The sequence below is a fragment of the Rhodococcus antarcticus genome (assembly GCF_026153295.1).
GTDB lineage: Bacteria > Actinomycetota > Actinomycetes > Mycobacteriales > Mycobacteriaceae > Rhodococcus_D > Rhodococcus_D antarcticus.
Genome location: NZ_CP110615.1, coordinates 160,000 through 178,712, shown reverse-complemented (window position 1 = coordinate 178,712; position 18,713 = coordinate 160,000). Strand labels below are relative to the sequence as shown.

The window sequence follows — 18,713 nt, the reverse complement described above, 5'->3', positions numbered from 1 at the left end:
TCAGCCCGCCACCTCCAGCACCGCCCGAACCCCGCCCCAGACGCCCTGCTCGAGGCGGGCGCTCCCGCCGTGCAGGGCCGCCTGCTGCGCCACCAGCGCGAGCCCGAGCCCCGAACCGGGCCCGGTGGTCCCCTCGGCCCTCGCGAACCGCGCGAACACGGCCTCGCGCTCGCCCACCGGCACCCCGGCGCCGTCGTCGTCCACCGTGACCGACACCCGGCTGCCCTCCCGCGTGACCGCGAGCAGCACCCGGGTGGCCGGTCCGTGCCGCACGGCGTTGAGCACGAGGTTGTCCACCGCCAGCCGCAGACCGGCCGGCCACCCCGGCACGAGCACCGGCGGACCGTCGAGGACGTCCACGGCCACTCCGGGCGCGGTCCGACGCGCCTGCTCCGCCACCCGGTGCAGCAGCTCGGTCACGTCGACGTCCGTGCGGCCGCTCCCCCCGCCGAGCTCACCCGAGGCCAGCTGACCCAGCGCGGTGAGCGTGTCCTGCACCCGGGCCTGGCTGCGCAGCAGGTCGGCCACGACCTGCCGGCGCTCCTGCTCGTCGGGCTCGAGCCCGAGCACCTCGAGGTCGGTGCGCAGCGCGGTCAGCGGCGTGCGGAGCTCGTGCTGGGCGGTGGCCGCGAACTCCCGGGCGGTCTCCAGGGCGGCCCGGGTGCGTTCCTGCGCCTCGTGCAGCCGCGCGAGCATGTGGTTGATCTCGGTGGCCAGCGCCTCGGTCTCCCGCGCCCCGCCGGCCTCGAGCCGCTCGGGCGCGCCCGTCCCGCCGTCACCGACCGCGCGGGCGGCCGCGGCCAGCCGGTGCAGCGGTCGCACCGCACGGCCGGCGAACAGCCACCCCAGCGCCCCCGCCAGCGCGACGGCGGCAGCACCGACCCCCAGCACCACCCGGCGCAGCTGCCCGACCGCCGCCCGGGTGGCCGCGGTGGGCGCCGCCACCGACAGCACGGCCGAGCCGGAGGCGGTGGTAAGCACCCGGTAGGTCCGCGAGCCCACGTCCACGGTCGCGTACCCCGTGGCGGCCGGGGGCAGCTCGGGACCGCGCAGACCGGTCACGGTGCCGTCCGGGCCCCGAACGGTCACCGCCCACCCCCGCGGGGCGCTGCTGCCCGGGTCGAGCACCTCCGCGACGGTGGACAGCCGGCGGTCGAGCTGGTCGTGCTGGTCGCGGCTGAGCAGGACCGAGGCGAGCGCGCCCACCAGGAGCACCACCACGGTGGTGCCCAGCGCGGCGGCCACGGCGACCCGGGTGCGCAACGAGGGTGCGCGGCTCACGGGCGGAGCACGAACCCGACCCCGCGCACGGTGTGCACCAGGCGCGGGGTCCCGTCGGCCTCGAGCTTGCGGCGCAGGTACCCGACGAACACGTCCACCACGTTCGTGTCCACGGCGAAGTCGTAGCCCCACACCTCCTCGAGCAGCCGCTGCCGGGTCAGCACCACCGTCGCGTGCCGGGCGAGCACCGTCAGCAGCTCGTGCTCACGCTTGGTGAGCTCCACGACGGTGCCGTGCAGCCGGACGCTGCGCCGGGCGTGGTCCAGGGCGAGCGGGCCCACCACCAGCACCGGTGGCTCCCCGGGCGGCGGGGTGGCCGGGCGGCGCAGCAGGGCCCGCAGCCGCGCCACCAGCTCGGCGAGGGCGAACGGCTTCACCAGGTAGTCGTCCGCCCCCGCCTCGAGACCCGCCACGCGGTCGTCCACGGTGGACCGGGCGCTGAGCAGGCAGACGGGCACGTCGTGGCCCAGCGCCCGCAGGGCGGTCACCACGGCCACACCGTCCATCCGCGGCATCGTGACGTCCAGGACCAGGCAGTCCGGCGGGTCCGCGGCCACCGCCCGCAGTGCCTGCGCCCCGTCGCCGGCGGTGGTGACGGCGAACCCGGACAGCCGCAGGGCCCGCTCCAGGGAGGTGCGGACGTCCGCGTCGTCGTCCACCACCAGCACGCGGGGGACCAGCACGGTGCTCACAGGTGCTGATGATGCCCCGTGGTCACCCGTGGCAGGTGGCGCGGAAGGTGCGCAGCCCGGCGCGGGCGTCCCGGAAGGCCGTGCGCTCGTCCGGGTGCGCGGTGAAGTAGGTCTTCGACGCGGCGGCGCGCTGGTCCTTGGGCAGGGCCTTCAGGGTCTGCAGCTCGGCGCTGAGATCGGGGTGCGCGTCGAGGTAGGTCGCGATCTTCGGCGCTGCTGCGGCCAGGGCGTCCCAGCGCTGGGCGGGGGTGCACGTGGAGGGGCCGGCCGCCGCGGTGGTGCTGGTGGCCGGCGCGGTCGCGCTCGGGGGGCTGGACTCCGCCCAGGCCGCAGCGGGTACGGCGACGACGGCCGCGACGGCCAGTCCGCACGCCGCGATGCCGGCGCGGCGGCGGGGGGACCAGGTACGGGGGTGGTTCACGGGGTGCTCCTGTGCTCGGCTGTCGGGGACACCTCGAACGCTAGGCAGGCCCCGCAGCCGCAGGGTGTGACCGCTCTGAGACTTCCGTGAGGGATCCCCCGGCGGCGTCAGCTGGCGGCCGCGGGACCACGGCGCCCGAGGCGGCGAGCACGAGCGCGGCCAGCCGGGGCGCGATCTAGCCGAAGCGGCCCGAGATGTAGTCCTCGGTGGCCTTCTCGACGGGGTTGGAGAAGATGGTCTCGGTGGCGCCGACCTCGACGAGGCGGCCCGGCTGTCCGACCCCGGCCAGGTTGAAGAAAGCGGTCTGGTCGCTCACCCGCGCCGCCTGCTGCATGTTGTGGGTGACGATGACGATGGTGAAGTCTTTCTTGAGCTCGGTGATGAGGTCCTCGATCGCCAGCGTGGAGATCGGGTCCAGCGCCGAGCAGGGCTCGTCCATGAGCAGCACGTCCGGCTGCACGGCGATGGCCCGCGCGATGCACAGCCTCTGCTGCTGTCCGCCGGAGAGCCCGCCACCGGGCTTGTCGAGGCGGTCCTTGACCTCGGTCCAGAGGTTCGCGCCGCGCAGGGAGCGCTCCGCGGTCTCGTCGAGCTTCTTCTTGCCCTTGACACCGGCCAGCCGCAGCCCGGCCACCACGTTGTTGCGGATGCTCATCGTGGGGAACGGGTTGGGGCGCTGGAACACCATGCCGATGGTCTGGCGCACGCTCACCGGGTCCACCCCGCCGGCGTAGATGTCCTCCCCGTCGAGCAGCACCGAACCCTCGAGGTGGGCCCCGGGGGTCACCTCGTGCATGCGGTTGAGCGAGCGCAGCACGGTGGACTTCCCGCAGCCCGAGGGGCCGATGAAGGACGTGACGCTGCGCGGGGGCACGGCGAGGACGACGTCGGCCACGGCGTGGAACTTGCCGTAGTAGATGTTGACGTCCTTGAGGTCGAGGCGCTTGGCCATCAGGCTCTCCCAGCTCGGGCGGTTCGGGGCTTCGCGGTGGGGCGGACGGTCATCGCTTGACCGAGGAGAGCCGGCCGAGGATCTTGGCCAGCACGTTGAGCACCGCGATGATGAGGATGAGGGTGAGGGCGGCACCCCAGATGCGGTTGGTGCCCGCGTCGGTGGGGTTGCCCAGCTGGTCGACCATCAGCCCGGGCAGCGAGCCCATCGGACCGGCGAAGATGTCGGTGTTGATGAACGGTGCGTACAGCGCCAGGATCAGCAGCGGGGCCGTCTCCCCCATGATGCGGGCCAGCGCCAGCATGATGCCGGTGATGATCCCGGACAGGGCCGTCGGCAGGACGATCTTCGTGATCGTCTTCCACTTGGGCACTCCCAGGGCGTAGGCGGCCTCGCGGAGGTCCTGCGGGACGATCCGCAGCATCTCCTCGGTGGTCCGGACGATGACCGGGACCATGAGCAGCACCAGCGCCAGCGACACCGCGAACGCACTGCGCCGGAAGCCCAGGGTGGTGATCCACAGGGCGTAGACGAACAGCGCCGCGACGATCGACGGGATGCCGGTGAGGATGTCCACCATGAAGGTGGTGACCTTGGCGAGCCGGCTGCCCGCCGCGTACTCCACGAGGTAGATGGCCACGAACAGCCCCACCGGGATGGAGAACACGGCGGTGACCGCGGCCTGCAGCAGGGTGCCGACGATCGCGTGGTAGGAACCGCCGCCCGACGAGCTGGGCAGCAGGCCGGAGAGCGAGTTGGTGAACCAGGTGGGGCTGGTGATGGCGGGCAGGCCCCGGCTGACCACGGTGTAGAGCACCCAGACCAGCGGCACGAGCGCGACGAGCACCGACAACGACACCAGGACGGTGGCGGCGGCGTTGGTCGCCCTGCGCCTGCCGCTGAGCGGCTGGAACGTCTCGGTCTTGACGGGGGCATCGAGCGTCGTGCTCATCAGCGCTCCTTCTTGCCGGCGACGGCGGCCCGCGCCAGCGAGTTGATGACGAAGGTCAGCACGAACAGCACCAGGCCGGCCGCGATGTACGCGCCGGCGACGATGTTGTTGTTGAACTCGCCGGCGCCGAGCGCGATCTTGCTCGCGAAGGTCGATCCGCCCTCGAACAGGCTGTAGCCGAACGCGCTCGAGCTCGTGCGCAGGATGATGTAGAGGGCGATGGTCTCGCCCAGCGCCCGGCCCAGGCCCAGCATCGCGCCGGAGACGAAGCCGGACTTGCCGAAGGGCAGCACGCAGGTGCGCACCACCTCCCAGCGCGTCGCGCCGAGGGCGAGCGCGGCCTCGATCTGGGAGACCGGCGTCTGCACGAACACCTCGCGGGTCACCGCGGTGATGATCGGCAGGATCATCACCGCCAGGACCACCCCACCGAGGAAGATCGTGCCGCCCACGCCGCTGCCGCTGTCCCTCGAGAACAGGAACAGGAAGCCGAGCTCGTCGTTGAACCAGGTGCCCACCGGGTTCAGCACCGGCGCGAGCACGAGCAGGCCCCACAGCCCGTAGACGATGGACGGCACCGCGGCCAGCAGGTCGACGACGTAGGCGAGCGGACCCGCCACCCGCCTGGGGGCGTACTGGGAGAGGAAGATCGCGATGCCCAGCGACACCGGGGTCGCCAGCACCAGGGCCATCAGGGACACCGTGACCGTCACCCCGAACAGGTCGAGGACGCCGAAGCGCAGCGCGTTGACGTCGGTGGTGGTGTCGAACTCGCGGCTGGTGAAGAAGTTGACCTGGTCGCGCTGCAGGGCGGGCACCGCTCGCAGCACCAGGAACGCCGCCACCGCGGCGATGAGCACGATGATGAAGATCCCGGAGCCCGTGGCGAGGCCCGAGAAGATCCGGTCTCCCGGTCGGACGACCGGCTTCGCCGGGGTCGTGGTCGTGATGGGGGCCTCCGGGATCGGGGTCTGCCCCCCGGGCCCGCCCCCCGGCAGGGCCGCTGCCGGGGGGCGGGAGGAGACCGACTCGGTCGTCGCGTCGCTCATGGAGCTCGCAATCAGGTCGTCGTGGGTCTGGCCGAGGGTAGAGCAGAGCCGGTGGGGCTCGCTCAGGCGATCGCGTCGATCGCCGTGGTCACGCGGGCCTTGAACGCGTCCGGCAGCGGCACGTAGCCCGAGTCGGCCAGACCGGCCTGACCCTGGTTCGCCGCGACGCTGAGGAACGCCTTGACCGCGCCGGAGACGTCGGCGGAGTAACCGGTGGAGCAGACGATCTCGTAGGTCGCCAGCACGATGGGGTAGGACCCCGCCTCCTTGGACCCGAAGACCGAGGTGAGGTTGATGACCAGGTTGTTGGTGTCGTCCTTGAACTTCGCCGCGTTGATGGTCTTGGCCACGTTGTCGGTGGTCAGCTCGACCGGACCGCTGCCGTTGTCGACCCGGGCGACGGAGAGCTTGCCCTGGGTCGCGAAGGACTCCTCGATGTAGGCGATGGAGCCCTCGGTGGCGCCGACGGCCTGCGCGACGCCCGAGGAGCCCTTGGAGCCCTGTCCCGCGCCACCCTTGAAGTCGGAGCCGGCGCCCTGGGTCCACACGGTGGGCGAGGCGGTGCCCAGGTAGGTCTGGAAGTTGTCGGTGGTGCCCGAGGAGTCCGAGCGGTACTGCGGGGCGACGGCGGTGCTGGGCAGCTTCGCGTCCGGGTTCAGGGCCTTGATCTTGGCGTCGTCCCAGGTGGTGATCCCACCGTTGAAGATGGCGGCCGTGACGTCCGCGTTCAGGACCAGCTTGTCCACGCCCGGCAAGTTGTACGCCAGGGCGATGGGGCCGATGACCATGGGGATGTTCCAGGCCTCGCCACCCCCGCAGCGGGTGGCGGCCTTGGTGGCCTCCTCGGTCTTGATGGCCGAGTCCGAGCCGGCGAAGTCGACCAGGCCGGCGATGAACTGCTTGCGGCCGGTGCCCGAGCCGCTCGCGGTGTAGGCGAGGTTCTTCCCGGGGCAGGCGGCCTGGTAGGCGGCGACGAACGAGGCCATCGCGTTCTGCTGCGCGCTGGAACCCTCGGCGGCCAGGTTGTCCTTGCCGTCGCAGGTGACCGAGGCGGCGGGAGCGACGGCGGAGCCGCCCGAGCTCGCGCTGGGGGCGACGTTGTTGTCGCTGCCGCAGGCGGAGAGCAGCAGGGCGCCGGCAGCCAGCAGGCTGATCGCGGCACCGGAACGGTTGAGCTTCACTCAGATCCTCCGGGAACATCATGGCCACCACCGGGCGGTGGCGGCTCGTGAGGTCGTGACACGGGCAAGACCGCGGAGCAGCGTCTGTGCCGCACGACCGGAAAGGTAGGGGTCCGTGGTGAACGACCCGTGCGACGAAGATGAACGGAGGGTGAACCCGTCCGGTGCGGGCCCGGACCGTGACCCCAACGGCACCCGGGGCCACCCGTGGTGACCGTTCCGCTGCGCGGGGTGACCACCTCGCGGCGGTCATCGGACCGCGGCGGTGCGGTGCCCGACGTCCGGCCCGGCTACCGTCGGGTCAGGAGCAGCACCGGCCGCCACCGCCCGGTGCGTCGCACGACCCCCACGATCCCGAGGACCCCCGTGAACAGCACCGTCCGAGCCCACCGCGTCGGGTTCGCGTGAGCGGCAGGCGCAGGCGCCCCGCCGTGACCGCCACCCCGCCGGACGAGCAGGCCACCCGGCGCGGTGGCGGGCGGCGCGGGACCGGCCGCCGACCGGGTGGCGCCACCGTCCGGGAGACCTCGGCCGGCGGGCTCGTCGTCCGCGGGCCCGACCACCAGCTCGAGGCTGCCCTCATCGGGCGCACCGACCGGCGGGGGCGGTTGCTGTGGTCGCTGCCCAAGGGCCACGTGGAGGAGGGCGAGACGCTGGAGCAGACCGCCGAGCGCGAGGTCGAGGAGGAGACCGGGATCCGCGGCCGGGTGCTGGCACCGCTCGGAGAGGTGGAGTTCTTCTTCGCCGCCGAGGGCCGCACGATCCGCAAGACCGTCCACCACTTCCTGCTGCGCTTCGTCGACGGGGAGCTCTCCGACGCCGACCACGAGGTCACCGAGGTGGCCTGGGTGCCCGTCGACGAGCTCGTCTCCCGGCTCGCGCACCCCGACGAGCGCGGCATCGCGCGCATCGCGGTCGCCACCCTGGGTGGGGTCGACGTCGGCGCCGGGGGCGCACACCCCGTGTGACCAGGACCCTGTGATCAGGACCCTGTGATCAGGCCCGGGCCCAGGCCCGGTCGACGTGGAACCGGGCGAAGCCCAGCCTCTCGTAGGTGTGCACGGCCGCGGCGTTGTCCCCCTCGACGTAGAGCAGCACCGTGGCGAGCCCGGTGTCGCGCAGGTGGCGCAGCCCGGCGAGGGTGAGCAGCCGGCCGAGCCCCCGGCCCTGGGCGGCGGGGGCGATGCCCACCACGTAGACCTCGCCCAGGGCCGGCTCACCACCCTCGGGCCGGTGCACCTTGGTCCAGTGGAAACCCAGCAGCTCCCGGTCCGCCGCGTCCTCGGCCAGGAAGAACCCGGCGGCGTCGAACCACGGCTCCGCGCGGCGGTCGGCGATGTCCTGACCGCTCCAGCCACCCTGCTCCGGGTGCCAGGAGAACGCCGCGTTGTTCACCGCGAGGACGGCATCGTCGTCGTCGGCACCCGCGTAGGTCCGCAGGACGACGTCCTCGCGCGGCGGGAGCCCGGGCAGCTCGACGGCGGTGAGGTCCACCCGCATCTGCCACAGCTCCCGCACGCTGACCAGGCCCGCCCGCGCGGCGAGGGCCCGGGCGGGCGCCCCGTCACCGTGGGCCCACGCGCGTGCCGTGCCGGTGAGCGCCTCCTCGAGCAGCGCGGAGCCGGTCCCGGCGCGCCGGTGCTCCGGGTGCACGGCGAGCTCGACGAACGCAGGCTCGTCGGCCGCGGCGGGCTCGAGGTGGGCGTAGCCGCGCACCCGACCGTCCACCGTCGCCAGCAGGTGGGAGGCAGCGGAGTCCGGGGCGCGGTGGTCCAGGGCGCGCACCACCTGCTCACCCACGGCCTCCACCCCGTCGGCCCTCGATGCCGCTCGCAGCAGGTCGCGGACGTCGGCCACCTGCTCCGCGGTCGGGTCGGCGGTCCAGCTGAGGTGCGGTGTGGTCACGCCCTCATCCTGGCCAGCCGGCTGGGGTCCTCGGGCGTCGGGGGGACGGGGCCGGCCGGGTCGGTGTCCGGGGGCTCGTCCCCGTCGTCCACCGCGGCCGCACCCTCCGCGCGGCCACGACTGGGCCGGACCGCCTTGTACCCGACGTTGCGGACGGTGCCGATGAGGGCCTCGTGCTCGGGACCGAGCTTGGCCCGCAGCCGCCGGACGTGGACGTCCACGGTGCGCGTGCCACCGAAGAAGTCGTAGCCCCACACCTCCTGGAGCAGCTGGGCGCGGGTGAACACGCGGCCGGCGTGCTGCGCGAGGTACTTGAGGAGCTCGAACTCCTTGTAGGTGAGGTCCAGCGGGCGCCCCCGCAGCCGCGCCGTGTACGTGGCCTCGTCGATCACCAGGTCGCCCAGCGACACCGTGCCGCTGGCGTCGCCGCCGGCCGCACCGCTGTGCCGCCCGACCAGCAGCCGCAGGCGCGCGTCCAGCTCGGCCGGACCGGTGCCCGGCAGCAGCACGTCGTCCAGGCCCCACTCCGGGTTCACGGCCACCAGGCCCCCCTCGGTGAGCACGGCCACCACCGGCACACCCACCCCGGTGCTCCCGAGCAGCCGGCACAGCCCGCGCGCCCCGGCCAGGTCGAGCCGTGCGTCGACCAGCGCGACGTCCGACGATCCGGCCTCCAGCAGCGAGGCGACCTCCGGTGGCGCCACCCGCACGGAGTGCGAGAGCAGGGACAACGAGGGCAGCACGGCGTCGGCATCGGGGTCCGCCGTGAGCATCAACAGGTCCACGCACACCCTCCAGCAGCAGGGTCGTCCTCGCGCCGCGCCATCGACGCGAGACCGCAGCCTAGCGGGGCCGCCCGGACCGGCACGCCGGACGGGGACGCGGTCGGTCCGCGGCGTCGGGGAGGATGGACCCGTGCGCGCCCCCCAGCTCCGAGCCCCGGCCGACCTCGGGGCCCCCGCCGGCACCCGCACCGTGCGGACGACGAGCGGTGACGGGGTGCCCCTGGTCGGCGTGCACGTGCCGGCCGGGCCGGCGGGCACCCGCGGCCTCGGGTTCGTCGTGGCGCACGGGTTCACCGGCAGCTCTGCCCGCCCCGACGTCCGCCGCGTGCTCGCCGCGCTGGCCGTCCACGGTGACGTGGTCGCGCTCGACTTCCGCGGGCACGGGTCGTCCGGGGGCACCGCGAGCGTCGGCGACACCGAGGTGGCCGACGTCGCCGCCGCGGTGGAGCTCGCCCGGGGCCTGGGCTGCACCCACGTCGTGACGGTGGGGTTCTCGATGGGCGCCAGCCTCGTCGTCCGGCAGGCCGGGGGCGCACCGGGCTCCGGGGGTGCGGCCGCCCGGCCCGATGCCGTGGTCTCGGTCAGCGGACCCGCCCGCTGGTGGTGCCGGGACACCCCGGCGATGCGCCGGGTGTCGTGGCTGTGCGAGCAACCGCTGGGCCGGGTGGTCGCCCGCGGGCTGGGCGTGCGGCTGGGCGCCGCGTGGGACCGGGTGCCCTCCTCGCCGGTGGAGGTGGTGCACCGCATCGCACCGCGTCCGCTGCTGGTGGTGCACGGCGCCCGCGACCACTACTTCACCCTGGAGCACCCCCGCGCGCTGGTGGCCGCCGCCGGACCCGGCGCGGAGCTCTGGGTCGAGGACGGGATGGACCACGCCGAGTCGGCCACCACCGACGAGCTGGCGGGGCGCATCGCATCCTGGGGCGCCCGCACCGCGACCCCGGCAGTGGTGCCCTCGTGAGGAAGCTCGTCGCCACGGTCGTCGTCCTGGTGGTGGTGGCCCTGCTCACGGACTTCGGGTCCGCGGCCTACGCCGAGTACCGGGTCTCCCGCGAGCTTCGCTCCACGCTCTCCCTCGACGCCGACCCCGACGTGCGCATCAACGGCTTCCCGTTCCTCACCCAGGCCGTGGCCGGTGACTACCGGTCGGTGGACGTGCGGGCGAGCGGCGTGCCGGTCGCCGGGTTCGGCGAGGTGACGGTGGAGGCCACCCTGCGGGGCGTGCGCGTGCCGGCCTCCGACGTGGTCTCGGGCAAGGTCGGCGAAGTGGTGGCGGCCTCGGTGGAGGCCCGTGTCCGCATCGGTGCCACCGACCTCGGCCGCTACCTCCGCGTGCCCGACCTCGAGGTGTCCGAGCCGCCGCGGGCCACCGGCACGAGCCCCGACGCCCCGCGCACCACCGTGGTGCTCACGGGCACCGTCGACGTGGTCGGCCTGGAGAAGAAGGTGAGCGTCGACGCGTCGCTCTCGCTGACCGCGGCCGGCGGGGTCGCGGTCACGGCGACCCGTCTCGACCTCGGGGCGGACGGGGGCCGCTCCTCCCTGGCCGAGTCCGTGGTGAGCGCGCTGCTCGCCCGGCTCTCGGTCACCCTCGACCCCTCCACCGTCCCCTTCGGCATCCTCCCCACCGCCGTCCGGGCCGAGGGCTCCGAGATCGTCGTCGCGGGAACCGGCACCGACGTCACCGTGGTGAGGGGACCGGGCAGGACCTGACCGCGGCACGCCGGGCTCGACCGCAGGTGTGACGGCCCCCGCCCTCCCTCGCCGGGGGAACGGGGGTCCGCGGCGTTACCATCGGCGGATGCTGACCCACTTCTTCACTGCGATGCTCATCGTCGACAGCGTCGCGATCACGGTCTTCGCGCTGTACGTCGTCTACCGCCTGGTCACCGACGAGTCGTGAGCTCCGCCTCCGACCCCGCAGGACCCGACCTGCCCGCCACCGCCTCCGGCGACGCTGCCCTGGCGGCCGCGGACGTGCGTGCCGCGGCCACCCGCGGGCTGAACCTCCCCCAGCTGCCGGGGCTGCCGGTCCCGGACGACACCGCCAACCTGCGCCAGGGTCCGGACCTGAACCCCGCGCTGCTCTCGCTGCTGCCGCTGGTCGGCGTCTGGCGTGGCGAGGGCGAGGCCAGCTACCCCACCATCGCCACCCACCGGTTCGGTCAGCAGGTGGTGGTCGCCCACGACGGTCGCGGGTTCCTCACCTGGGAGTCCCGCTCCTGGATCCTCGGACCCGACGGCGAGTACGTCCGTCCCGCCGCCCGGGAGTCCGGCTTCTGGCGGGTGAACGTCCGCGAGGACGGCGACGACACCCTCGAGCTGCTGCTCACCCACAACACCGGCATCGTCGAGCTCTACTACGGTGCGCCGATCAGCCAGTCCGCCTGGGAGCTCGCGACCGACGTCGTGATCCGCACGGAGACGGCCAAGGAGGTCACCGCGGCGACCCGGCTCTACGGCATCGTCGAGGACGGCGACCTGGCCTGGGTCGAGGAGCGGGCCATGGTCGGCCAGCCCCTGCAGCCCCACCTCTCGGCCAAGCTCACCCGCCACGTCGGCTGAACCACTGCCGGCGCCCCGGCTGCGCCCCGGCGGCCGGACCCGGGCCACGTGGAACCCTTCGGCCGCCCGCGCGGCCGGACCCGGGCCACGTGGAACCCTTCGGCCGCCCGCGCGGCCGGACGCAGTGCGACCCCCGAGCGGTCCCGCCGCACCGAGGTGCAGCGGGCCTGGTCCAGACGCGACCAGGGGCTCGGGGGCCGGGTAGCTGCCGGGGATTCGCCGTCCGCTCGCGCGGGGTGAACACCCGGTCGGAGCGGCTAGCGGGCAGCCACCTCACGTGTCCATGTGTTGATCAACGTCAGACCACCTCCTCTCTCGTGTACGTCGAACGCTACGTCCGCACCGCGCACCCGGCAACGGGAATTCACCCCAGCAGCGCGGTGAGCTCCCCGTGCACCCCGGACGCGGTGTGCAGCGGCGTCCCGTCGAGGGTGTGCACCCGCGCCAGCAGCCGCACGCTGGACAGCAGCCACACCCCGTCGGCCGCCTCCAGCTCGTCGGCGCGCACCGGCTCCACCCGGCAGTCCCAGCCTGCCACCGTGGCCGCGCGGAACAGGGCCTGCTGCGTGGTGCCGGGCAGGATGCCGGTGTCGGCGGGCGGGGTGCGCAGCGCGCGCCCGGTGGCCACCACCACCGTGGAGGTGGGCCCCTCGAGCACGAACCCGTCGGCGCTGGTGTGGACGACGTCATCGGCCCCGCGCTCGGCCGCGTGGCGCAGCGCCGCCATGTTCACCGCGTAGGAGAGCGTCTTCGCCCCCAGCAGCAGCCACGGCGCCCGCTCGGCGACGTCGCTGGCGAACCCGCGCTCCAGCCGCAGCACCGACACCCCGTGGGCGCGCTGGTGGACCGCGGTCTCCGATACTGGTGAGCCGGTGGCCCAGGCGGTGGTGGTGCCCGTCCCCTCCCGGCCCCGGCTGAGCACGAGCCGCACCACCAGGTCCTCCTCGCGGCCTCCCCCGATCGACGCCCACCGCTCGCGGACGACGGCGATGCACGCCCGCCAGGCGTCGAGGTCCGGCTCGCCGAGCTCGAGCGCCCGCGCGGAGCGCACGAGCCGGGCGAGGTGCGCCTCCTGCTCGCGGACCACCCCGTCGCGCACCAGCAGCGTCTCGAACACCCCGTCCCCGCGCACGGCCGCGAGGTCGTCCGCGGCGAGCAGCGGCACCTCCGGGTCGCGCACGGTCCCGTCGAGGGTCACCAGCACCTGCACCGTCACCCCACCAGCCTACGATCGAGGGGTGGCCGACCATCACGCTCCGCACCCGGACACCACCGCGTCGTCCTCGACCGGGCTGCGCGGCACCCTGCACCAGCGGGGCCTGCGCATGACACCCCAGCGGCAGATGGTGCTGGACGCCGTCCGCGCGCTGGGCCACGCCACCCCGGAGTCCGTGTGCACGCACGTGCAGCGCACCGCCCCCGCGGTCAACATCAGCACCGTGTACCGCACCCTCGACCTGCTGGAGGACATCGGCGTCGTCCGGCACACCCACCTCGGCCACGGCGCGCCCACCTACTCCGCCGACGGGCACCCGCACGTCCACCTCGTGTGCCACCGGTGCGAGCGCGTCACCGAGATCGACCCCGCGCTCCTGGTGCCGCTGGCCTCGGCGCTGCAGGACGGGCACGGGTTCCGCCTGGACCCCGCCCACCTGGCGCTGTCCGGGCTGTGCGCCGCGTGCGCCGCCGCCCCCGACCGAGAGGACCACCCGTGACCTCCCCCCTGCTCACCACCCCCGGCGCCATCGCCAACCCGCCCGGAACCCCGGACGCCGGAGTGGCCTGGCACCTGGGCGATCCCTTCGGTGAGCAGCGCGCCGCCGCCACGGGGGTGGCCGTGGTCGACCGCAGCCACCGGAGCGTGCTCGCGGTCCGGGGCGAGGACCGGCTGAGCTGGCTGCACTCGCTGACCAGCCAGCACCTGCTCACCCTGGCCGACGGGGCGAGCGCGGAGAACCTCCTGCTCGACGTGCAGGGCCGGGTGGAGCAGCACCTGCTGCTGACCGAGCTCGGCGGGACCACCTGGATCGACACCGAGGCCGACCGTGGCGCCGCCCTGCTGTCGTTCCTGCAGAAGATGGTGTTCTGGGCGAAGGCCGAGCCACGGGACGCGGGCGAGGAGCTCGCCGTGCTGAGCCTCGTCGGCCCGTCGACCCGGGACGTGCTCGAGCTCCCGGCGGCCACGTACGGGGCGGCCGCGCTGCCCGGGGGTGGCTTCGTGCGCCGCATGCCGTGGCCCGCCGCCGACGCCGCGGACCTGCTCGTGCCCCGGGACCAGCTCGGCGCCTGGTGGGCTCGGCTCACCGCCGCGGGGGCCCGGCCGGCCGGCACCTGGGCCTTCGAGGCGCTGCGCGTGCAGTCGCTGCGTCCGCGCGTGGGGCTGGACACCGACGACCGCACCATCCCGCACGAGGTCGGCTGGATCGGCGGGGTGGAGCAGGGCGGGGCGGTGCACCTGGACAAGGGCTGCTACCGCGGCCAGGAGACGGTCGCGCGGGTGCACAACCTGGGCAAGCCCCCCCGGCGACTGGTGCTGCTGCACCTGGACGGCTCCGCGGACGGGCGCCCCGAGCCCGGTGACGACGTCACGGCCGGTGGACGGACCGTGGGCCGGCTCGGCACGGTCGTGGACCACTTCGAGCTCGGACCCATCGCGCTGGCGCTGGTGAAGCGCTCGGTGCCGGTGGAGACCGAGCTGGTGGCCGGTCCGTGCGCGGCGGCCATCGACCCGGACTCGGTGGTGACCGAGGACCTCGTGCAGGCCGGCAGGGCCGCGGTGGACCGGCTCCGCGGTCGATGAGCACGCCCCGGGCCGCCCGACGGTGAGAATCGCAGCCCGACGGTCCTCGACCAGGTTGCACGGGCCGCGTCCCCTTTGCCTGTTCAGCAGCGGGAGGACAGGATGAGGAGATGATCGAGGTGCGTCACGGCGGCCGTCGCCGGATCGACCGAGTGCTCGACCCCGCGTTCCTGCACGGTCTGCAGGGCCTCCCGCTCGACGAGCTCCGCTCCCGGCGCGACGACGCGGCCCAGGAGGAGACGGACCTGTCCTACCTCCGGCGGCTGCTGCAGGGCCGGATGGACCTCGTCCGGGCCGAGCTGCGCCACCGCGGCGGCGAGCCCGGCACCACGGTCGACGAGCTGCCCACGATCCTCGGCGTCGGTGTGGTCGCCGCCGCCCACGGCTCCGGCCGCTTCCAGACCGTGAACCCGTCCCGCACGGGCGAGCACCGCCGGGCCGCCGAGGCGCTGGCGGGCGATCCCCAGCTCTCCGACGTCACGTCGCTCGACGACCGTGCCCTCGACGCCGCCCTCACCTCCTACCGCGAGGAGGAGGCCTCGGTGAGCGACCGGCGCCACCAGGTCCAGCTCGTCATGGACACCTGCAACGCCGAGATCGGCCGCCGCTACCGGGAGGGTGATGCCTCCGTGGACGGGCTGCTCGCCGCCGAGCGGGCCCACCCCGGGACCGCCCGAGGGGTTCGGCCGTGAGCGTCGAGCTGGTCGAGGTCGTCCGGTCCGGGTTCCGCGAGGGCGTGCACCGGGGCTCGCTGGTGGTGCTCGCGGCCGACGGATCCGTCGACCTGGCCCTGGGCGACGTGCGCACCCCGGTCTTCCCGCGCTCGTCGAACAAGCCGATGCAGGCGGTTGCCATGCTGCGCAGCGGGTTCGCCCCGCGCGACACCACCCAGCTCGCGCTCTCCTCGGCCTCGCACTCCGGCGAGGCCGCCCACGTCGAGGGAGCCCTGCGGCTGCTCGCCGAGGCCGGGCTCACCGAGGACGACCTGCGCTGCCCCGCCGACCTGCCCGGGGACGAGCCGACCCGCGAGGCGCTGCTGGCCGCGGGCGGTGGACGCCGGCGGGTGTACATGAACTGCTCCGGCAAGCACTCGGCGATGGTGTCGACGTGCGCGGCGAACGGCTGGTCGCTGCCGGACTACCTCGACCCGGCCCACCCGCTGCAGCAGTCCGCGGTGAGCACCGTGGCCGAGCTGGCCGGCGAGGCGGTGGACGCCGTCGGCGTGGACGGCTGCGGCGCACCGATCTTCGCCCTCTCGCTCACCGGCCTGGCCACGGCGTTCGCCCGCATCGTCACCGCACCCGCCGGCAGCCCCGAGCGCCGCGTGGCCGACGCCGTGCGGGCCCACCCGTTCCTGGTCTCCGGAACCGGTCGCGAGGACCTGCTGCTCATGGCGGCCGTGCCGGGCCTGCTCTGCAAGGCCGGGGCCGAGGGCGTGCACGCCGGTGCGCTGCCCGACGGTCGTGCGTTCGCGGTGAAGATCGACGACGGCGCGGGCCGGGCCCGGGGGCCGGTCACCGTGGGCGTGCTGCGCCACCTCGGGGTGCCGGACTCCGACGCCCTGGCCTCCTTGGCCGAGGAGCCGCTGCTCGGCGGTGGGCTCCGCGTGGGCTCGGCCCGGCTGCTGCCCGGGTTGCTCCAGCCCTGATCGGTCCGGCCCGGTCAGCTCGCGTGCTCACCGGCACGCACCCGCGCCCAGAACGCGGTCACCGGGGCCAGGGTCGCGGCCACGAGGTGACCGTCGCCCCGCTCGAGCTGGCGCACCACCGCGTGCACCGCGGCGCAGCCGGTGTCCTCGGCCACGGCGGAATCGTCGAGCAGTGCACCCAGCCCTGCGTAGTCCAGCTCGACCGCGCTGCCGTGGGGGAATCTGCCGATCCACCGCAGCACGTCCGCCAGCGCGACCACCGACGCCACCTCTCCCAGGTGCTCGGTGACCGTGCGCAGCACCCGACCGGCACGCACCCGCACGTCGTCGGCCGGTGCGCGCCACACCGGTCGGCGCAGCCCGTCGTCGGTGATCACCCGCACGTCGGCCGGGTCGACCAGCGCGAACCAGGCCAGCGGGACGGCCCACGTGCTGGACAGCACGTGCACCGGCCCCGGTCCACCCGTCGCCAGCACCTGCCGGGCCCGCCGCACCGCCTCTCCGTCCAGCCCCGCGGCCTCGGCGAGGATCCCCGGCAGGCGCGCCGCGGCCCCGACGACGGCCGCGGCGCTGCGACGTCCGGTGTCCCACGGACAGACCAGGGTCCCGGGGCCGACCACCCGGTGGGCACCGCCGGGGACGTCGGCCGGCTCCAGGGTGAGCACCGTGGTGTCCCCGGTGGGAAGGGCACCGGTGCGCCCGGCCCGCACGCTGCCCACCTGCTCGGCCCGCAGGGCGGCGACCACGCCGAGCCGGGGCCGGGACACCGCGCGGATCAGCTCGGACCGGCGCGGCTCCGCCACCTGGGACAACGGTTCGTAGACCCGCAGGTGGGCCACGGCCGGGAGCGGTCCCTGCGCCGGCGTGGGAGGCAGCACCGGCCGATCATCACACGCCCGGCGGCACCCGGCCGGTGCTCCCGGCCACGTGTCAGCGGCGGGTGGGATCGCGCGGTACTGTGGCGAAAGGAAGAACACACACTCGAACGGGGCCGCCGACTCCCCTGGCCGCCCCGTCACGTACGAGGGGGTCCTATGGGCCGCGGCCGGGCTAAGGCGAAGCAGACCAAGGTTGCACGGGAGCTCAAGTACAGCTCCCCCTCCACCGATTTCGACACCCTGCAGCGAGAGCTCTCGGGTCACCCGACGGGAGCACCCCGGACGGACGCGGCGCGCAGCGAGCCCCGCACCGAGGAGCCGCGCAGCCCCTGGGACGAGGACGACGACACCGAGCGTCGCTACTGATCGACGCCCGGGCGGCTTCGGCCATCCGGGCGACCGATCAACTTGCCGACGTCGACCGTGTCACACTGGCCGGGCCCGCCGCGCTCCACCCCCCTGGGCGCGGCGGGCCCTCGTCGTCCTCCCGCACGGGAGCACCGTCGCCCCAGGTCAGAAGGCTCGCTCGTACTGGGCCGGCCACGGGGCCGCACCCTGGAGCTCGGCGATCGCCCGGTTGGGCCAGTACGGGTCGCGGAGCAGCTCGCGGGCCAGCAGCACCACGTCGGCCTGGCCCTCCTGCAGGACGGCCTCGGCCTGCGCGGCACCGGTGATCATCCCGACGGCCCCGGTGGGAAGACCGGTCTGCGTCCGGACCTGCTCGGCGAAGGGGACCTGGTAGCCGGGTCCGACGGGGATCTCCGCCCGGGGCACCACGCCACCGGTGGAGCAGTCCACGAGGTCGGCACCCGCCGCCTTCAGCTCGGCGGCCAGCGCCACGCTGTCCTCGCCGTTCCACCCCCCCTCGGTCCAGTCGGTGGCGGAGATGCGCACCAGCACGGGCACGTCCTCCCCCACCGCCTCCCGCACGGCGCGGGTGACCTCGAGGACCAACCGCATCCGGTTTTCCCGGCTGCCGCCCCAGACATCGGTCCGGGTGTTGCTCAGCGGGGAGAGGAACTCGTGCAGCAGGTAGCCGTGCGCGGCGTGGACCTCCACCACCTGGAAGCCCGCCTCGAGGGCACGACGGGCCGCCGCGGCGAAGTCGTCGACCACCCGGCTGATGCCCACCTCGTCGAGCTGCCGGGGCACGGGATAGCTGCTGCTGAAGGGATCCTCGGTGGGCCCCACCACGGGCCAGCCGCCCTCGCTGGCGGGCAGGGCACCGTGCTCGGTGTCCCACGGCCGGTGGGTGGAGGCCTTGAAGCCGGCGTGGGCGAGCTGCACGCCCGCCACCGACCCCTGGGCGCGGACGAACTCCACGACGGGCTTCCAGGCCTGCACCTGGTCGTCGTTCCAGATCCCCGCGTCCTGGGGGGTGATGCGACCCTCGGGACTGACCGCGGCGGCCTCGGTGAGGACCAGGCCGGCCCCACCGACGGCCCGGGAGCCCAGGTGCACGAGGTGCCAGGCGTTCGGCAGTCCGTCGGTGGAGCTGTACTGGCACATGGGGCTGACCACGATGCGGTTGGGCAGGGTGACGCCGCGCACCGTGAACGGGGTGGCGAGCAGGGGGGTCGTGGAGTCGGGTTCAGTCACGTGTC

Annotated in this window: 21 protein-coding genes; 9 read left to right on the top strand and 12 right to left on the bottom strand. The window is 74.5% G+C overall.

Annotation, left to right across the window (positions count from 1 at the left end):
- The 7 genes from RHODO2019_RS00835 to pstS all read right to left on the bottom strand — a co-directional run bounded on the left by RHODO2019_RS00835 (window position 1) and on the right by pstS (window position 6,528).
- On the bottom strand, window positions 1-1,281 hold the full coding sequence (locus RHODO2019_RS00835; RefSeq protein WP_265383197.1) for a HAMP domain-containing sensor histidine kinase: 1,281 nt from the start codon (window positions 1,279-1,281) through the stop codon (window positions 1-3).
- Window positions 1,278-1,973, bottom strand: a complete 696-nt coding sequence (locus RHODO2019_RS00830) for a response regulator transcription factor (protein WP_290428888.1) — start codon at window positions 1,971-1,973, stop codon at window positions 1,278-1,280. Before RHODO2019_RS00830 ends, RHODO2019_RS00835 begins: the two co-directional genes overlap by 4 nt.
- Window positions 1,974-1,995: 22 nt before the next feature.
- Entirely contained in the window at window positions 1,996-2,394 is a 399-nt protein-coding gene (locus RHODO2019_RS00825; RefSeq protein ID WP_265383196.1) for a hemophore-related protein, read from the bottom strand.
- A gap of 175 nt (window positions 2,395-2,569) precedes the next feature.
- Window positions 2,570-3,346, bottom strand: a complete 777-nt coding sequence (gene pstB / locus RHODO2019_RS00820) for a phosphate ABC transporter ATP-binding protein PstB (protein ID WP_265383195.1) — start codon at window positions 3,344-3,346, stop codon at window positions 2,570-2,572.
- 49 nt (window positions 3,347-3,395) lie between these two features.
- Window positions 3,396-4,298 (bottom strand): phosphate ABC transporter permease PstA, encoded by a 903-nt coding sequence (gene pstA, locus RHODO2019_RS00815; protein WP_265383194.1) that lies wholly within the window; start codon window positions 4,296-4,298, stop codon window positions 3,396-3,398.
- Window positions 4,298-5,347, bottom strand: coding sequence for a phosphate ABC transporter permease subunit PstC (gene pstC / locus RHODO2019_RS00810; RefSeq protein WP_265383193.1), 1,050 nt, complete (start codon window positions 5,345-5,347; stop codon window positions 4,298-4,300). The genes pstA and pstC overlap by 1 nt, the downstream gene beginning before the upstream one ends.
- Window positions 5,348-5,409: 62 nt before the next feature.
- Complete coding sequence (gene pstS, locus RHODO2019_RS00805; protein WP_265383192.1) at window positions 5,410-6,528, bottom strand: phosphate ABC transporter substrate-binding protein PstS; 1,119 nt, start codon at window positions 6,526-6,528, stop codon at window positions 5,410-5,412.
- A 431-nt stretch (window positions 6,529-6,959) separates the two neighbouring features.
- Here pstS and RHODO2019_RS00800 point away from each other — a divergent pair, with 431 nt between their 5' ends.
- Entirely contained in the window at window positions 6,960-7,496 is a 537-nt protein-coding gene (locus RHODO2019_RS00800; RefSeq protein ID WP_265383191.1) for an NUDIX hydrolase, read from the top strand.
- A 28-nt stretch (window positions 7,497-7,524) separates the two neighbouring features.
- Here RHODO2019_RS00800 and mshD read toward each other — a convergent pair whose 3' ends face one another.
- Window positions 7,525-8,433 (bottom strand): mycothiol synthase, encoded by a 909-nt coding sequence (mshD, locus tag RHODO2019_RS00795; RefSeq protein ID WP_265383190.1) that lies wholly within the window; start codon window positions 8,431-8,433, stop codon window positions 7,525-7,527.
- Window positions 8,430-9,218, bottom strand: coding sequence for a winged helix-turn-helix transcriptional regulator (locus RHODO2019_RS00790; RefSeq protein WP_265383189.1), 789 nt, complete (start codon window positions 9,216-9,218; stop codon window positions 8,430-8,432). Before RHODO2019_RS00790 ends, mshD begins: the two co-directional genes overlap by 4 nt.
- 130 nt (window positions 9,219-9,348) lie before the next feature.
- Here RHODO2019_RS00790 and RHODO2019_RS00785 point away from each other — a divergent pair, with 130 nt between their 5' ends.
- The 3 genes from RHODO2019_RS00785 to RHODO2019_RS00775 all read left to right on the top strand — a co-directional run bounded on the left by RHODO2019_RS00785 (window position 9,349) and on the right by RHODO2019_RS00775 (window position 11,783).
- The gene (locus RHODO2019_RS00785; protein WP_265383188.1) at window positions 9,349-10,179 is read left to right on the top strand and encodes an alpha/beta hydrolase; all 831 of its coding nucleotides are present in this window, start codon (window positions 9,349-9,351) and stop codon (window positions 10,177-10,179) included.
- Window positions 10,176-10,931: an LmeA family phospholipid-binding protein gene (locus RHODO2019_RS00780; protein ID WP_265383187.1), complete on the top strand. Its 756-nt coding sequence runs from the start codon at window positions 10,176-10,178 to the stop codon at window positions 10,929-10,931. Before RHODO2019_RS00785 ends, RHODO2019_RS00780 begins: the two co-directional genes overlap by 4 nt.
- Window positions 10,932-11,117: 186 nt before the next feature.
- Window positions 11,118-11,783 (top strand): heme-binding beta-barrel domain-containing protein, encoded by a 666-nt coding sequence (locus RHODO2019_RS00775; protein ID WP_265383186.1) that lies wholly within the window; start codon window positions 11,118-11,120, stop codon window positions 11,781-11,783.
- 364 nt (window positions 11,784-12,147) lie between these two features.
- Here the strand turns inward: RHODO2019_RS00775 and RHODO2019_RS00770 are convergent, their stop codons facing one another.
- Window positions 12,148-12,999, bottom strand: a complete 852-nt coding sequence (locus tag RHODO2019_RS00770) for an aminodeoxychorismate lyase (protein ID WP_265383185.1) — start codon at window positions 12,997-12,999, stop codon at window positions 12,148-12,150.
- A 22-nt stretch (window positions 13,000-13,021) separates the two neighbouring features.
- Here RHODO2019_RS00770 and RHODO2019_RS00765 point away from each other — a divergent pair, with 22 nt between their 5' ends.
- The 4 genes from RHODO2019_RS00765 to RHODO2019_RS00750 all read left to right on the top strand — a co-directional run bounded on the left by RHODO2019_RS00765 (window position 13,022) and on the right by RHODO2019_RS00750 (window position 16,231).
- Window positions 13,022-13,498, top strand: coding sequence for a Fur family transcriptional regulator (locus RHODO2019_RS00765; RefSeq protein ID WP_265383184.1), 477 nt, complete (start codon window positions 13,022-13,024; stop codon window positions 13,496-13,498).
- Window positions 13,495-14,583, top strand: coding sequence for a CAF17-like 4Fe-4S cluster assembly/insertion protein YgfZ (gene ygfZ, locus RHODO2019_RS00760; protein ID WP_265383183.1), 1,089 nt, complete (start codon window positions 13,495-13,497; stop codon window positions 14,581-14,583). The genes RHODO2019_RS00765 and ygfZ overlap by 4 nt, the downstream gene beginning before the upstream one ends.
- A gap of 110 nt (window positions 14,584-14,693) precedes the next feature.
- Entirely contained in the window at window positions 14,694-15,275 is a 582-nt protein-coding gene (locus RHODO2019_RS00755) for an RsiG family protein (RefSeq protein ID WP_265383182.1), read from the top strand.
- Entirely contained in the window at window positions 15,272-16,231 is a 960-nt protein-coding gene (locus RHODO2019_RS00750; RefSeq protein WP_265383181.1) for an asparaginase, read from the top strand. Before RHODO2019_RS00755 ends, RHODO2019_RS00750 begins: the two co-directional genes overlap by 4 nt.
- Window positions 16,232-16,245: 14 nt before the next feature.
- On the opposite strand, the gene RHODO2019_RS00745 is transcribed toward RHODO2019_RS00750, so the two are convergent.
- Entirely contained in the window at window positions 16,246-17,109 is an 864-nt protein-coding gene (locus tag RHODO2019_RS00745) for a DUF8083 family protein (protein WP_265383180.1), read from the bottom strand.
- Between the two features lie 156 nt (window positions 17,110-17,265).
- Here RHODO2019_RS00745 and RHODO2019_RS00740 point away from each other — a divergent pair, with 156 nt between their 5' ends.
- Complete coding sequence (locus RHODO2019_RS00740) at window positions 17,266-17,475, top strand: DUF3073 domain-containing protein (protein WP_265383179.1); 210 nt, start codon at window positions 17,266-17,268, stop codon at window positions 17,473-17,475.
- 147 nt (window positions 17,476-17,622) lie between these two features.
- On the opposite strand, the gene RHODO2019_RS00735 is transcribed toward RHODO2019_RS00740, so the two are convergent.
- A complete protein-coding gene (locus RHODO2019_RS00735; protein ID WP_265383178.1) occupies window positions 17,623-18,708 on the bottom strand; it encodes an NADH:flavin oxidoreductase/NADH oxidase in 1,086 nt (361 codons plus the stop codon).
- Between the last annotated feature and the right edge of the window lie 5 nt (window positions 18,709-18,713).

Coding starts and splice junctions, on each gene's coding strand:
- RHODO2019_RS00755 (WP_265383182.1), top strand. CDS start 14,694: ATGATCGAGGTGCGTCACGGCGGCCGTCGCCGGATCGACCGAGTGCTC.
- pstA (WP_265383194.1), bottom strand. CDS start 4,298: ATGAGCACGACGCTCGATGCCCCCGTCAAGACCGAGACGTTCCAGCCG.
- pstB (WP_265383195.1), bottom strand. CDS start 3,346: ATGGCCAAGCGCCTCGACCTCAAGGACGTCAACATCTACTACGGCAAG.
- RHODO2019_RS00740 (WP_265383179.1), top strand. CDS start 17,266: ATGGGCCGCGGCCGGGCTAAGGCGAAGCAGACCAAGGTTGCACGGGAG.
- pstC (WP_265383193.1), bottom strand. CDS start 5,347: ATGAGCGACGCGACGACCGAGTCGGTCTCCTCCCGCCCCCCGGCAGCG.